This window comes from Mycobacterium sp. 48b, from assembly GCF_048282725.1.
In the GTDB taxonomy this organism is placed as follows: domain Bacteria; phylum Actinomycetota; class Actinomycetes; order Mycobacteriales; family Mycobacteriaceae; genus Mycobacterium.
The window spans coordinates 1,128,031-1,142,362 of the sequence record NZ_JBLVUL010000001.1 but is presented as its reverse complement, the minus strand read 5'-3'; the positions used below and the strand labels follow the sequence as shown (position 1 = coordinate 1,142,362).

The following is a 14,332-nucleotide window of genomic DNA, read 5'->3' as shown; positions in this document are numbered from 1 at the left end:
CTCCTCGTGTTCTGCAAGTCAGTCTTTGGTGAGTTGGCCGTCGATACGCCGCCACAGGCCGTCCGGGTTTCCGTCGGCGATAGCGCTGGGCAGCAGGGTTTTTGGAGCATCCTGGTAGCACACTGGCCGCAGGAACCGCTCGATGGCACGGGCGCCTACCGATGTCGTGCGCGAATCGGAGGTCGACGGGAACGGGCCGCCGTGCACCATCGCATGACCGACCTCGACTCCGGTGGGCCAGCCGTTGAACAGGATTCGGCCGGCCTTGAGCTCGAGCACCTCCAGCAGTTCGCCGGCCTGACCGTGGTCGGATTCGTCAGCGTGGATCGTCGCGGTCAGCTGGCCCTCCATGCTGTTGGCCAGCCGCAGCATCTCAGCAGCATCCGAGCACCTCACCAGAACCCCGGCGGCGCCGAACACCTCTGCCTGCAACGTCTCTGAAGCCAGGAAGGTGGAAGCATCGGTCGCGAACAGTGCGGCGCGGCACGGCGCGGCCGGGGCGTCGAGCTCGGAACCGCGGGCAACCAGTGCCGCCTCGGCCTCCAAAGCCGCAACACCTTCGCGGAAGCTGTCGGCGATGCCCGGTGTCAGCATGACGGTCGACTCAGTGGCCGCGACCGCTTCACCCGCGGCGGCGACAAATGTGTCCAACTCCGGCCCGTCGACCGCGATGACCAGCCCAGGGTTGGTGCAGAACTGCCCGGAACCCAGCGTGAGTGACCCGACGAAGGCCCGGCCCAGCTCCGCACCTCGGTCGCCCAGTGCACCGCTGAGCAGGAACACCGGGTTGACGGCGCTCATCTCGGCATACACCGGGATGGGTTCAGGACGAGCTGCGGCCGCGGCGACCAATGCCATGCCGCCCGCACGGGAGCCGGTGAATCCGACGGCCTTGATGCGGGGATCGGCCACGAGGGCGGCGCCGAGGTCAGGGCCGAAGCCGTACAGCAGGGAGAACGTTCCGGCCGGTAGTCCGGAGGCAGCGACGGCGTCGGCGATGGCACGGCCCACGAGTTCGGAGGTGCCGGGGTGAGCATCGTGGGCCTTGACCACGACCGGGCAACCGGCAGCCAGGGCTGAGGCGGTATCGCCGCCGGCCACCGAGAAGGCCAGCGGGAAATTGCTGGCGCCGAACACCGCGACGGGACCGAGGGGGACGCTGCGTTGACGGATGTCAGGACGCGGCAACGGGGTTCGACCAGGTAGCGCAGGATCGATCCGAGCCTGGTTCCAGCTGCCCTCACGCAGCACTGCGGCAAACAGGCGCAGTTGACCCGCGGTGCGCCCGACCTCGCCGGTCAGCCTTGGCCGGGGTAGGCCGCTCTCTGCGTGGGCGCGCTCCACCAGGGCGTCACCGATCGACTCGAGGTTGGCCGCGATCGCTTCGAGGAATCGGGCCCTGGTCTCGATCGGGGCCGACCGGTATGCCGGGAACGCGTCCGCGGCGGCGGTGCAGGCATCCTCGACATTGGAGTGGTCGCCGTAGGCGTACGCGGGCTCGATGAGCTCGCCTGTCCGCGGGTCGATTCCGCGGATCTCCTTGCCGCTGCCTCGCACCGGCGTTCCCGCGATCAGCATCTGTCCGGTCAGGTCCAGCATCGCCGTTGAGGTCATAGTGGCAACCGTACGACCGCTATAAATACTTGTCCAAGTCAAATTTGCCCATTAATCATGCACTAGTTGTATTAGTCCGTTTCCGGCGCTCGCGAGGCGCGCGGGGTCGCATGATCTGGGGCGGATGGGGCGGATCGTGGGAGACGTGCAACCCCGATCACCGCGCCACGTTCGCCTACGTGATGAACAAGATGGGACCCGGCGTGGAGGGCTCCGAGCGCACCGCCCGGTATCTGAGCTCGTTATACGAGGCCTTGGTTTGAGGATGCAGCCGCACGGTTAGTATTTGTCGACGCCTCCGTGGGTACCGTCTCCATGGATGCACGAGATACGTCGGAGGTGACCGCGATGACCAGCCAACCGGACCCGGCAGGCTGCTCAGTGGAAGAGAGCCGCGTCGGTGAGGTCAGCGTGGTGGCAGTGGCCGGAACGGTCGACATGCTCACCGCGCCCAAGCTCGAAGAAGCGATCAACGCTGCCGCCAAGAGCTCACCTTCTGCCGTCGTCGTCGATCTGAGTGCCGTGGAGTTCCTGGCCTCGGCCGGCATGGGCGTACTGGTGGCCGCACACGAACAACTGGGCGACGCGGCACGGTTCGCCGTCGTCGCCGACGGACCGGCCACCAGCCGGCCGCTCAGGCTGGTCGGGATCGCCGAGGTCGTGGATCTGTTCGCGACGCTCGACGAAGCGCTGGCCGCATTGAAGACATAAGACCGGCGACAACGGGGTAGCCAGCAGGTCGATATGACAGACGCAGGCCAGTCAGTTCAGTTCACGAAGCATGTCAGGGCCGCACCGGAAGATGCGGCGCAGATACGCCGTGAGTTCTCCAGTTGGCTGAGCACGCACCTCACGCTCGACCCGACCAAGGCCAGTGATGTGGTGCTGGCCGTGAACGAGGCCCTGGCCAACGCCGCCGAGTTCGCCTACGTCGACGCCCCGGCGCCGGGGTTGATGCACTTACGCGCCGATTATGACGGGGATGCGTCGGTACTCACCGTCACCATCAGCGATGACGGCGTGTGGCGGATCTCCGAGACGGACCACAACAACCCGGCCCGCGGACGGGGGATCCCGTTGATGCGCGCGCTCACCGACCGGGCTGTGATCGACTCGGACCACGCGGGCACCGAAGTTCGCCTGCAGTGGGATCAGATCGATCAGAACTGCGGCAACCGCACCACCTGAACGAAGAACTCGTCGATCTGCCGGACCGCACTCATGAACTGGTCCAGGTCGACGGGCTTGGTGACGTAGGCGTTGGCGTGCAGCTTGTAGCTGCGGAGGATGTCCTCCTCGGCTGACGACGTGGTCAGCACCACGATCGGGATGTGGCACAGTTCGACGTCCGACTTGATCTTCTCCAGCAACTGCCGGCCGTCGTATTTCGGCAGGTTCAGGTCGAGCAGGATCAGATCCGGGCGCGGTGCGCCTTCGAAGCCGCCGCGCCGATAGAGAAAGTCCAGGCCTTCCTCTCCGTCGCGGGCGACGTGCAAGTTGTTCTTGATCTTGTTGTGCTCGAAGGCTTCCCGGGTGATGAGCTCGTCACCGGGATCATCCTCGACCAACAGGATGTCAATGGCTCGGTTGACCGATGAGGTCACTGTGGAGTTCCTTCCAACTGGGCTTCCGGCACGACGTCGGGCACGGTCGTGGGTGTCTCTGGCAGGGTGAACATGAACCGGGTTCCGGGCGAGTACGACGTGTCGATCCAGATGGATCCGCCGTGGTGTTCGACGATCTTCTTACACAGTGCGAGTCCGATACCGGTGCCGCTGAAGGCGTCGCGTCCGTGCAGGCGTTGAAATATGACGAACACCTTGTCCACGAACTCCTCGCCGATCCCGATCCCATTGTCCGAAACACTGAATACCCAGTTCTCGGCGAGTTCACCGGTACCGGGCCTGCAGTCGATGACGATCCGGGGCACAACCCCCTCGTGAGCGAACTTCACCGCGTTGCCGATCAGGTTCTGCCACAGCATCGTCATCAGCGTGGGATCACCGTCTATCTGCGGCAACGGCTCTTCGGGTCGCTCGATCTCGGCGCCCGACTCCCCGACCGCCGTGGCCAGGTTCTTCAACGCGCTGTCGAGTGCCTCGTCGAGGTTCACCTCGGTATGGGTGGCGTTGAGCCGGCCCACCCGTGAGAACGTCAGCAGGTCGTTGATCAGTACCTGCATACGTTTGGCGCCGTCGACGGCGAAGCCGATGTACTCGAGTCCGCGCTCGTCGAGTTTGTCGCTGTAGCGCTTCTCCAGCAGCTGACAGAACGAAGCGACCTTCCGCAACGGCTCCTGAAGATCGTGCGATGCGACGTATGCGAACTGCTCCAGCTCGGCATTGGATCGGCGCAATTCGTCAGCCTGCTGGTCCAGGGTCTCCTTGGCCGACCGCGACGCATCGAGTTCGTCGACGACCCGCTGCCGCATGTCCTCGACGTCGGCTGCGATCGCCCGGATGTCCTTGGGGCCCTGCGGGACGATGCGCTGCGCGAAGTCGCCCTCGGTGATTCGGCGGCACGAGGCTGCCAGCGCGGCCAGTGGTCGGGTGACGGCACTGCGTACCAGCACCGTCAACAACAGCGCCATGGTGAAGAACGCCACGATCATCGCGATCACCGCGCCGTCGCGCCAGGCCCGAACGTGGCCCAGCTCATCGACGCTGGCCTGCCTGGCCTGACTGAGGTTGGCGTTCTGCACATCGAAAAGCTCACGCAGCCCGTCGAATTCGGCCCGGCCGCGATCCGCGGTACGGGTATCCACGACGGTGGGCCTGCCCACCTGGACACCGGCGATGAGCGGCTCGGCATAGTTGGCCCGCCATGCCGCCGCCGCGGTCTCGATCGCGTCGAGATCGGCCATGAGATCGTCGTGGCCGCCCAGGTAGCCGCGGATGTCGGCTGCCGCCGTCGCTTCGGCGTCCTGCCCGTCGCTGTAGGGCTCCAGGAACCGAGGGTCGGCGGCAATCGTGTACCCACGCACCGCGGTCTCCTGGTCCCGCAGGGCGGCCTGCAGTTGATACGCCGCAACGCGGGCGGGCTGAATGTCGTCGATCAGCTCTCGCGATACGGAGTCGGTGCGGCCCACCAGCGCGATGCCGGCGACCGCGCCGGTCAACACGATCACGCACATCACCGACACCAGCAGGTTCTGCCAGCCTTGCACCGTGAGCTTCATACCGATGAACGCTCCACCCTGATCAGCGCGATGTCATCGCTGAGACCGCCGTGCGGACGCGCACGGGATTCGACTTCGTCGATGAGTGCACCGACGAATTCGCGCCCACGCAGGTCCGCCAGCGAGTTGGCCAGTTCGAGCAGGCCTTCTTCGCCGAGACGTTCGCCGCCGGGGCCTGCGTGCCCCTCGAACAATCCGTCGGTGAGCAGCACCAGACCGTGTCCTTCCGGCAGGGCCAGTCGGTCTACCGGCCACTCCTTGGCACCCAGACCGAGCGCGGAGCCAGCGGTGGGCTCGATCCATCGCGCGGCACCGTCGCCGTGTACCAGCAGACCCGGATGTCCGGCGCGCACCGCGTCGAACTCTCCGCTGTCGGGATCGAGCGCCAGGCTGACCAGGGTCGCGAAGATTCCCGGTCCGTGGCGCTCCGTGGTCAGGATGCGGTCGAGCTGACGCATCCGCTCGTTGCCCCGCAGCCCGGCGAATGTCAGTGCGCGCCAACCGATCCGCAGGGCCACCCCGAGGGCGGCCTCGTCCGGGCCGTGTCCGGCGACGTCGCCCATCATCACGTGCACGGTCCGGTCGGGGGTCTGCACGATGTCGTAGAAGTCACCGCCCAACAGGGCGTCGCGTCGGCTGGGCAGAGATTTGGTGACGATCTCGACTCCCGGATCGTCCAGCAGCAACGCCGAGGGCAGCAGGCCGCGCTCGAGACGAGCGTTCTCCCGTTCGCGCAGCCGGCTGGCGTGCAGGTCCACCGCGGTCAGCTCGGCGCGCTTGCGCTCGATGGAGTACACCAACGCGCGTCGCAGCATCTCCGGATCGACACGTCCCTTGACGAGATAGTCCTGTGCGCCCGAGGCGACCGCGGATACGCCGAAATGCTCGTCGTTCAGACCGGTGAGCACGATGACCGGGACCGCAGGGTCCAGCCTGCCCAGCCGGTGCAGCGCATCGATGCCCTGAGCGTCGGGCAGATTCAGGTCGAGCAGTACACAGTCGGGTCGGTCATCGACCAACACTCGCTCGGCGGCCGCCATGGACTGCACCCAGACCAGGTCGATGTCGGCGGTATCGGCCACGTCGGCGATCTGCTCTTCGACCAGTAATGCGTCGCCACGGTCGTCCTCGACCAACAACAGTGACAACCGCCGGCCTAGAGGGGGACCGGCCAGTGTGGCAGAGGGGTACGGCTGCTCCGCGCGCATGGGATCACGTCCTTCACTCACTGAGGCCACCCGGTCGCGCTGACCTCTGTTTTAGTGACGACGTGGTCGAGAATACCTAGACGTGGGCGTCAATTCCCCGGCAGTCGACCAATTACCGGTCGGGATCAGGAGGCCCGGGCCTGCGAGCGCAGCTCCAGCCTGCGCAGCACGTCCGCACCGAGGGCACGCGGGTCCTGATCCGCCGCGGCGGCGATGAACGTCACACCGTCGGCGACACCCGCCGCTTCGATGTCGGCGATCAGACCGGCGAGGCCGTCGACGGTACCGACGTAACGGACCTCGGCCGCGGAACCGGCGACCTCGAGTCCCCGGCGCGCAGACCGGTAGTCCCCGGCCACCGCGACCGCGATGTCGAGGATCACCGAGACGGCGTCGTCCTCGGACTTGAGGCCGGACCGGATTCGGCGCGCCTGGGCCAGGTCGGTGGCAGAGATGCGCACCGTCGGCTCGTCGCCGTCGGTCAACTCGGTCCAGGTTTCGGTGTCCGCCACGAATATCCGCACCCGCGCCACGCTATGTGCAGATAGCGCACTTGCACAGAGTTACGTTCAGGCCGAATGCAAGGAACTAACGCGCGTCCCGCACCCGGGTCTTGTACAGGCTCGCGACGGTGGTGACAGCCAACGTGACGATGATGACGCCGAGGCTGGCCAGCGTCGGGATCTCCGGCACGTGCACGGGCTCGCCGCCGTTGATGAACGGCAGCTCGTTCTCGTGCAGTGCGTGCAGCACCAGCTTGACGCCGATGAAGGCCAGGATGAACGCCAGCCCCTGCGACAGGTAGACGAGCCGCTTGAGCAGGTCGCCGAGCAGGAAGTACAGCTGCCGCAGACCCATCAGGGCGAACACGTTGGCGGTGAACACCAGGTAGGGCTCCTGGGTCAGTCCGTAGATCGCCGGGATCGAGTCCAGCGCGAACAGCAGGTCGGTGGTACCCAGCGCGACGATCACCAGGAACATCGGCGTCATCAGCCGCTTGCCGTTCTCGTGCACCCACAACTTCAGGCCGTCCCACTGGTCCGTGGTCCGCAGGTGCTTGCGGGCGAACCGCACCACGCCGTTGTCGCCGTCGTCGTCGTGGTCGGTGTCACGAACCAGGTTGATCGCGGTGTACACCAGGAACGCGCCGAAGATATAGAACACCCAGGAGAACTGGTTGATGGCCACCGCACCGAGCGCGATGAAGATGCCGCGGAAGATCAGCGCCAGGATGATGCCCACCAGCAGGGCCTGCTGCTGGTAGATCCTCGGCACCTTGAAGCTGGCCATGATGATCAAGAAGATGAACAGGTTGTCCACCGAGAGTGAATATTCGGTGAGCCAGCCGGCGAAGAACTCAAGTCCGAACTGGTGGCCGTGGAAGTACCACACCCATACGCCGAAGGCCACCGCCATGCCGATGTAGATCGACAGGTACGTCGCGGTCTCCCGCGTGGTGGGTTCGTGTGGGCGCCGCCCGATCACGACGACATCGAACAGCAGAACGGCGATCGTCACGGCGAGGGTGACAATCCATTCCAGCTGGGTTACCTGCATCAACAATCCTCCGGTCGTCAAAACGCCGGAGGTCTCTTCCACCGGAAACACGCACCGGCCCGCGACACCGATCGATCATTGACGACCGACGTGATGACGACATCGCAGCGAAGGAATACTCCCCTCCGGCGACCAGTCTGCCTGACGGATCCCACGAACCGAAATCGAACCGGCACGCCGCACCGACCCGCCGTGCGCCACTGGGCCGTCGCGGCGGCGGCTTAGTAGTTTGTAGTCGTGACAGCTGCCGCCGGTGCGCACGAGATTCCCCCTCAGTACGTGCTATCCCCACTGGCCCCCGAGCCGCGCACACTCGTCGACATCCTGCACGACACAGCCCGGCGCTTTCCCGACGCGCCGGCCCTCGACGACGGCACCGTCCAGCTCACCTATGCCGAGCTGATCGCCGACGTCGCCGACAGCGTGGCCTGGCTGGCGGCGCGCGGTATCGGCCGCGGCGACAAGCTCGGAATCCGGATGCCCTCGGGCAGCTATGCGCTGTACGTGGCGATCCTGTCGGTGCTGGCGTGCGGCGCGGCCTACGTCCCGGTCGACGCCGACGACCCCGACGAACGGGCCGAGCTGGTGTTCGGCGAGGCCAATGTGGTCGGCGTGATCACCGAGGCCGGCCTGGTGCGCGGGCCGGGTTCGTCGCGCGGCTGGCGGGCCGCGGCGCCGCTGGGTCGTGACGACGCCTGGATCATCTTCACCTCGGGATCCACCGGCACCCCGAAAGGTGTGGCAGTCACCCATCGCAGCGCCGCAGCGTTCGTCGACGCCGAAGCGCGAATGTTCCTGCAGGACAACCCGATCGGACCCGGAGACCGGGTGCTGGCCGGACTGTCGGTGGCCTTCGACGCATCCTGCGAAGAGATGTGGCTGGCGTGGCGGCACGGCGCGTGCCTGGTGCCCGCTCCCCGGTCGCTGGTGCGCAGCGGCATGGATCTGGGCCCCTGGCTGGTGAGCCGCGACATCACCGTGGTGTCGACGGTCCCGACGCTGGCCGCACTGTGGCCGGCCGAGGCGCTGGAAGCGGTGCGGCTGTTGATCTTCGGCGGCGAGGCCTGCCCGCCCGAGCTGGCGGCCCGGCTCGCGGTGGACGGTCGCGAGGTGTGGAACACCTACGGCCCCACCGAGGCGACCGTCGTCGCCTGCGCCGCACCGCTGGACGGCCAGGGCCCGGTCAGCATCGGCCTGCCGCTGGCGGGCTGGGACCTGGCCGTGGTCGACAAGGACGGCCTGCCGGTCGCCATCGGCGACGTCGGCGAACTGGTGATCGGCGGGGTGGGTCTGGCCCGCTACCTCGACCCGGAGAAGGACGCCGAGAAGTACGCACCGATGCCGACGCTGGGCTGGAACCGGGCCTACCGCAGCGGCGACCTGGTGCGACTGGAGGCCGACGGGCTGTACTTCCAGGGCCGCGCCGACGATCAGGTCAAGGTCGGCGGCCGCCGCATCGAACTGGGCGAGGTCGACAACGCGCTCGTGCACCTGCCCGGCGTCAGCGGCGGTGCGGCCGCCGTGCGCAAGACCGCCAGCGGCACCCCGTTGCTGGTCGGCTACATCGCCAGCACCGATCCGGATTTCGACCTGGCCGCCGCGCGCACCGCACTGTCCGAGTCGCTGCCGGCCGCCCTGGTGCCCCGGCTGGTGCTGCTCGACGAACTGCCCACCCGCACATCGGGCAAGGTGGACCGCAATGCTCTGCCGTGGCCGCCGCCCGGAGGCGCCGATCAGGACGCCCCGCAACTCGACGGCACCATGGGCTGGCTGGCCGGACTGTGGCGCGACGTACTCGGCACACCCGTCGAAGGGCCGGAGGCCGATTTCATCGCGCTGGGCGGCGGTTCACTGTCGGCCGCACAGCTGGTGGCGGCACTGCGCCAGCGGTATCCGCTGGTGACCGTCGCCGACCTGTACGACCATCCTCGGCTCGGCTCACTGGCCGGCTATCTCGACGAGCTCAAGCCGCCGCCGCAGATCCAATCCCGCGAGGTCAAACCGACACCGTGGTTCACCCAGGCCGCACAGGTCGCGTTGTCGCTGCCGCTGGCCACCCTCACCGGCATGCAATGGGTGGTCTGGCTGGCACTGCTGAACAACGTGGCCGCCCAGACCGGGATCGTGACGTGGGCGCATCCGCTGAGCTGGTGGTGGGTGCTGGCCGGATTCCTGCTGTTCGTCACACCGCTTGGCCGCATGGGCATCGCGGTGCTGTTCGCCAGGATGCTGCTGAGCGGACTTGAGCCCGGCACGTACCGTCGCGGTGGTCCGGTTCACCTGCGGGTCTGGATCGCCGAGCGACTGGCCGATGCCAGCGGCGCGGAGAACCTCGCCGGTGCGCCGTGGATGGTCTACTACGCCCGCGCCCTCGGCAACAGCGTCGGCAAGGGCGTCGACATGCACTCGGCACCGCCCGTCACGGGCATGCTCAAGATCGGCCACCGTGCCTCGGTCGAGCCCGAGGTGGACCTGACCGGGCACTGGATCGACGGCGACCTCTTCCACGTCGGGCCGGTGACGATCGGTAACGACGCCACGATCGGCGCCCGCACCACGCTGCTTCCCGGGGCGAGCGTCGGCAAGAACGCCGATGTCGCCCCCGGCTCCGCGGTGACCGGCAAGGTCAAGAACGGTCAGTACTGGAAGGGCTCGCCCGCCGTGAAGTCCGGCAAGGCCCGTCACCCGTGGCCCGATCACCGGCCGGGGCGCGCCCCGGTGTGGGTCGCGGTGTACGGCGTGTCCTCACTGCTGCTGGCCGGCCTACCGCTGCTGGCCCTGGCCGCGGGACTCGCGGTGATCGTGTGGGGTGTACGCAACACCGCCTCACCGGCCGACGCCCTGCTACCCGCGCTCGCGTGGACGCCGGTGGCGGCCGGCGCGGCGCTGCTGACCTACGCCGCGCTCACCGTGATCGGGGTGCGCATCCTGTCCATCCGACTGTCGGAGGGCTACCACCCCGTGCGCAGCCGGGTCGGCTGGCAGCTGTGGACCACAGAACGCCTGATGGACGCGGCCCGCAACTACCTGTTCCCGATCTACGCCAGCCTGCTCACGCCGTGGTGGCTGCGTCTGCTCGGCGCGAAAGTCGGTAAGGACACCGAGATCTCGACCGCCCTGTTCACCCCGAAGTTCACCGAGGTGCAGGACGGCGCGTTCCTCGCCGACGACACCATGGTGGCGTCCTACGAACTGGGCGGCGGCTGGATCCACGTCGCCAAGGCGACGATCGGCAAGCGCGCCTTCCTGGGCAACTCCGGCATCACCCAGCCAGGCCGCAAGGTGCCCAATGACGGCCTGGTGGCAGTGCTGTCGGCCACGCCACACAAGGCCAAGGCCGGCTCGTCGTGGCTGGGCAGCCCACCGGTTCGGCTGCGCCGCAACGCCACCGCCGCCGACGCGCTGCGCACGTTCCATCCGTCGGTCCGGCTCAAGATCATGCGCTCGGCGGTCGAGACCTGCCGGTTGATCCCGGTGATCGTCACCTTCGCGATCGGCATCTCCGTGCTCGGCGCGCTGCAGGCGGTGACGATCCGGTTCGGTTTCCTGTGGGCAGCGCTGCTCGGCGGCGTCGTGCTGCTGGTCGCCGGCATGGTGGCCGGGACTGTCGCGGTGATCGCCAAATGGTTGGTGGTAGGCCGAATTCGCGCGGTCGAACATCCGCTGTGGTCGTCGTTCGTCTGGCGCAACGAGGTGTCGGACACCTTCGTCGAAACCGTCGCCGCACCCTGGTTCGCCCGGGCCGCCAGCGGAACCCCGGTGATGAACCTGTGGCTGCGCGGACTGGGCGCCTCGATCGGACGCGGCGTGTGGTGCGAAACCTACTGGCTGCCCGAGGCCGATCTGGTGACCCTGGGCAGCGCCGCCACCGTCAACCGGGGCTGCGTCGTGCAGACCCACCTGTTCCACGACCGCATCATGCGATTGGACAGCGTTGTGCTCGAAGAAGGTTCGACGCTGGGGCCGCACTGTGTGGCGCTGCCCGCCGCCAAGTTGGGCGCCGGCGCCACGGTCGGGCCGGGCTCCCTGGTGATGCGCGGTGACGAGGTGCCGCCGTCGACGCGCTGGCAGGGCAACCCGATCGCACCGTGGAACATGTTCGGCAAGAAGCGCGCGGCCGAGAAGTCCGCCGAAAAGTCCGCCAAGAAGACAGAAGAACCCGCCGCGTGACCCGATCGAAGAAGGCTGCAAAGAAATTGGCACCCCCGCCCGTGATCGACCCGTATCTGCCGCGCAACGGCAACTTCGGGTACCGGGTGTCGCGCTACGAACTCGATCTCGAGTACAAGGTGGCGATCAACCGACTGGCGGGGACGGCCACGATCACCGCGGTGACGTTGGCCGCGCTGCGCAACTTCACCCTCGACCTGTCCGACGCCCTTGCGGTGTCGCGGGTCTCGGTGAACGGGCGCCGCCCGGCCCAGTACCGATGTTCGGGCGGGAAGTTGTCGGTCAATCTGTCATCGGCATTGCCGGCCGGGGCGGCGATGACCGTCGTCGTCCGCTACAACGGAACCCCGCGCCCCATCGAATCGTATTGGGGTGACGTCGGTTTCGAGGAACTGTCGAACGGGGCCCTGGTGGCCGGCCAACCCAACGGGGCGGCCTCCTGGTTCCCGTGCGACGACCATCCCAGCTCGAAGGCCAGCTACCGGATCCAGATCAGCACGGACAGCCCGTACTACGCCCTGGCCAACGGTGAGCTGATCTCCCGCAAGGCTCGCGCCGGTCACACCGTGTGGACCTACGAGCAGGCCGAACCTACGTCGAGCTACCTGATCACCCTGCAGATCGGCCAGTACGAGAGCCAGCGCCTGACCAAGACACCGGTGCCTATGCACGCTGTGTTGCCCGCCCGGTTGCGCCGCGAGTTCGACCACGACTTCGAGCACCAGCCGCAGATGATGAAGTTGTTCATCAAGCTGTTCGGCCCGTATCCGCTGGCCAGCGGTTACACCGTGGTGGTCACCGACGACGACCTCGAGATACCGCTGGAAGCCCAGGGCATCTCGATCTTCGGGGCCAACCACTGCGACGGGCACCGCGGAGCCGAACGGCTCATCGCCCACGAGCTGGCCCACCAGTGGTTCGGCAACTCGGTGACGGCGCGGCGCTGGCGCGACATCTGGCTGCACGAGGGGTTCGCGTGCTACGCCGAATGGCTGTGGTCCGAGCATGCCGGCGGCCACACCGCCGCGGAGTGGGCCGAGCACTATCACGAGCGCCTGCGTGACAAGCCCCAAGACCTTCTGCTGTCCGATCCCGGGCCCGAGGACATGTTCGACGATCGCGTCTACAAGCGCGGCGCGCTGACCCTGCATGCCTTACGAACCCGGATCGGTGACCGGAATTTCTTTGCGCTGCTGAGGGATTGGACCGCCCGCTACCGGCACAGCACCGCCTTCACCGACGATTTCACCGGGCTGGCCGCCGGCTACACCGACGAGCCGCTGCAACCGCTGTGGCAGGCCTGGCTGTATTCGAAAGAGCTGCCGGACCTGTGACCGATGCCGGCGGAGCTCCCGCCACAGGCCCCATCACGCGCAGCAGCGTCGCCCGCGTCGGACTGGCGACGGCGATCAGTGCGCTGTGCGGTTACGCCGTGCTCTACCTGGCCGCGCGTGACCTCGAGCCCGCCGGGTTCTCGATCTTCAGCGTGTTCTGGGGTGCGTTCGGTCTGGTGACCGGCGCCGCCAACGGCCTCCTGCAGGAGGCCACCCGCGAGGTCCGCTCGTCCAGACACCGCGACCTCACCGGCGGCCCCACCACCCACCCGATGCGGATCGCCGGTCTGGTCGGCATCGCCGCCGCCGTGGTTATCGCGGTCAGCTCACCGCTGTGGAGCTCACACGTCTTCGCCGAGTCGCGGGCCCTGAGTGTGGTGCTGCTCAGCGTCGGGCTGGCCGGATTCTGCCTGCACGCCACCCTGCTCGGAATGCTCGCCGGGGTGAACCGCTGGACCGAGTACGGCGCCCTGATGGTCACCGACGCCGGGATCCGGGTGGCGGTCGCCACGGCGACGTTCGTGCTCGGCTGGGGACTGGCCGGGTTCCTGTGGGCCACTGTGGCCGGTGCGGTGGCCTGGCTGATCATGCTGATCGCCGCACCGGCTGCCCGCCTGTCCGCCGGCCTGCTGACCTCGGGCAGCCCCGCGACGTTCCTGCGCGGGGCCGCGCATTCGATCGCCGCGGCCGGCGCCAGCGCCATCCTGGTGATGGGTTTCCCGGTACTGCTCAAGGCCACCTCGGGTGACCTGGGCGCGGCAGGCGGTGTGGTGATCCTGGCGGTGACGCTGACCCGCGCCCCGCTGCTGGTGCCGCTCACCGCGATGCAGGGCAATCTCATCGCGCACTTCGTCGACCAGCGCGACAAACGGCTGCGAGCGCTTCTGGCACCGGCAGCCGCTGTGGCTGCGCTGGGCGCCGTGGGCATTGCCGCTGCCGGGTTGCTCGGGCCCTGGCTGCTGCGGGTGGGGTTCGGCGACGAGTACCGCGCGGGCGGGACACTGCTGGCCTGGCTAACCGCGGGCGCCGTGGCCATCGCGATGCTCACGCTGACCGGAGCGGCGACCGTCGCCGCGGCATTGCACCGGGCCTACGCGGCGGGTTGGATCATCGCCACGGTGGCGGCGGTGGCCCTGCTGCTGCTGCCGGTCGAGCTGGAGACGCGGACCGTCATCGCGCTGCTGTGCGGACCCCTGGTGGGAATCGCGGTTCACCTGGGCGCGCTGGCGCGTGCAGCCCTGAAATGAGCGTGTAGTTTGGTGCCCATCGAC

12 protein-coding genes are annotated in these 14,332 nt (G+C 67.8%); 6 read left to right on the top strand and 6 right to left on the bottom strand.

All coding sequences use genetic code 11. From position 1 onward, the window contains the following. Positions 1–18: 18 nt before the first annotated feature. Entirely contained in the window at positions 19–1,614 is a 1,596-nt protein-coding gene (locus ACNQR1_RS05380) for an aldehyde dehydrogenase (NADP(+)) (protein ID WP_418044571.1), read from the bottom strand. 110 nt (positions 1,615–1,724) lie between these two features. On the opposite strand from ACNQR1_RS05380, the gene ACNQR1_RS05375 reads away from it, so the two are divergent. The 3 genes from ACNQR1_RS05375 (at position 1,725) to ACNQR1_RS05365 (ending at position 2,802) form a co-directional block, all read left to right on the top strand. Next, the gene (locus ACNQR1_RS05375) at positions 1,725–1,877 is read left to right on the top strand and encodes a hypothetical protein (RefSeq protein ID WP_418044570.1); all 153 of its coding nucleotides are present in this window, start codon (positions 1,725–1,727) and stop codon (positions 1,875–1,877) included. 85 nt (positions 1,878–1,962) lie between these two features. Continuing rightward, positions 1,963–2,325: an STAS domain-containing protein gene (locus ACNQR1_RS05370; protein ID WP_418044569.1), complete on the top strand. Its 363-nt coding sequence runs from the start codon at positions 1,963–1,965 to the stop codon at positions 2,323–2,325. 33 nt (positions 2,326–2,358) lie between these two features. Continuing rightward, the gene (locus ACNQR1_RS05365; RefSeq protein ID WP_418044568.1) at positions 2,359–2,802 is read left to right on the top strand and encodes an ATP-binding protein; all 444 of its coding nucleotides are present in this window, start codon (positions 2,359–2,361) and stop codon (positions 2,800–2,802) included. On the opposite strand, the gene ACNQR1_RS05360 is transcribed toward ACNQR1_RS05365, so the two are convergent. From ACNQR1_RS05360 to ACNQR1_RS05340, 5 genes are all read right to left on the bottom strand, one after another. Beyond that, positions 2,775–3,218, bottom strand: coding sequence for a response regulator (locus tag ACNQR1_RS05360; protein ID WP_418044567.1), 444 nt, complete (start codon positions 3,216–3,218; stop codon positions 2,775–2,777). The genes ACNQR1_RS05365 and ACNQR1_RS05360 overlap by 28 nt on opposite strands. After that, positions 3,215–4,792: a sensor histidine kinase gene (locus ACNQR1_RS05355; RefSeq protein ID WP_418044566.1), complete on the bottom strand. Its 1,578-nt coding sequence runs from the start codon at positions 4,790–4,792 to the stop codon at positions 3,215–3,217. The genes ACNQR1_RS05360 and ACNQR1_RS05355 overlap by 4 nt, the downstream gene beginning before the upstream one ends. After that, the gene (locus ACNQR1_RS05350) at positions 4,789–6,000 is read right to left on the bottom strand and encodes a PP2C family protein-serine/threonine phosphatase (RefSeq protein WP_418050283.1); all 1,212 of its coding nucleotides are present in this window, start codon (positions 5,998–6,000) and stop codon (positions 4,789–4,791) included. Before ACNQR1_RS05350 ends, ACNQR1_RS05355 begins: the two co-directional genes overlap by 4 nt. 125 nt (positions 6,001–6,125) lie before the next feature. Then, entirely contained in the window at positions 6,126–6,533 is a 408-nt protein-coding gene (locus ACNQR1_RS05345; protein WP_418044565.1) for a hypothetical protein, read from the bottom strand. A 55-nt stretch (positions 6,534–6,588) separates the two neighbouring features. Then, entirely contained in the window at positions 6,589–7,557 is a 969-nt protein-coding gene (locus ACNQR1_RS05340) for a TerC family protein (RefSeq protein ID WP_418044564.1), read from the bottom strand. Positions 7,558–7,794: 237 nt separating this feature from the next. Between ACNQR1_RS05340 and ACNQR1_RS05335 the strand changes: the two genes are divergently transcribed. From ACNQR1_RS05335 to ACNQR1_RS05325, 3 genes are read left to right on the top strand one after another with little or no spacing between them, the layout of a single operon-like run. After that, positions 7,795–11,727, top strand: coding sequence for a Pls/PosA family non-ribosomal peptide synthetase (locus tag ACNQR1_RS05335; RefSeq protein ID WP_418044563.1), 3,933 nt, complete (start codon positions 7,795–7,797; stop codon positions 11,725–11,727). Then, a complete protein-coding gene (locus ACNQR1_RS05330) occupies positions 11,724–13,061 on the top strand; it encodes a M1 family metallopeptidase (RefSeq protein WP_418044562.1) in 1,338 nt (445 codons plus the stop codon). The genes ACNQR1_RS05335 and ACNQR1_RS05330 overlap by 4 nt, the downstream gene beginning before the upstream one ends. After that, the gene (locus tag ACNQR1_RS05325; RefSeq protein WP_418044561.1) at positions 13,058–14,308 is read left to right on the top strand and encodes a hypothetical protein; all 1,251 of its coding nucleotides are present in this window, start codon (positions 13,058–13,060) and stop codon (positions 14,306–14,308) included. The genes ACNQR1_RS05330 and ACNQR1_RS05325 overlap by 4 nt, the downstream gene beginning before the upstream one ends. Positions 14,309–14,332: the final 24 nt, after the last annotated feature.

Coding starts and splice junctions, on each gene's coding strand:
- ACNQR1_RS05350 (WP_418050283.1), bottom strand. CDS start 6,000: ATGCGCGCGGAGCAGCCGTACCCCTCTGCCACACTGGCCGGTCCCCCT.
- ACNQR1_RS05365 (WP_418044568.1), top strand. CDS start 2,359: ATGACAGACGCAGGCCAGTCAGTTCAGTTCACGAAGCATGTCAGGGCC.
- ACNQR1_RS05375 (WP_418044570.1), top strand. CDS start 1,725: ATGATCTGGGGCGGATGGGGCGGATCGTGGGAGACGTGCAACCCCGAT.
- ACNQR1_RS05355 (WP_418044566.1), bottom strand. CDS start 4,792: ATGAAGCTCACGGTGCAAGGCTGGCAGAACCTGCTGGTGTCGGTGATG.
- ACNQR1_RS05340 (WP_418044564.1), bottom strand. CDS start 7,557: ATGCAGGTAACCCAGCTGGAATGGATTGTCACCCTCGCCGTGACGATC.
- ACNQR1_RS05370 (WP_418044569.1), top strand. CDS start 1,963: ATGACCAGCCAACCGGACCCGGCAGGCTGCTCAGTGGAAGAGAGCCGC.
- ACNQR1_RS05380 (WP_418044571.1), bottom strand. CDS start 1,614: ATGACCTCAACGGCGATGCTGGACCTGACCGGACAGATGCTGATCGCG.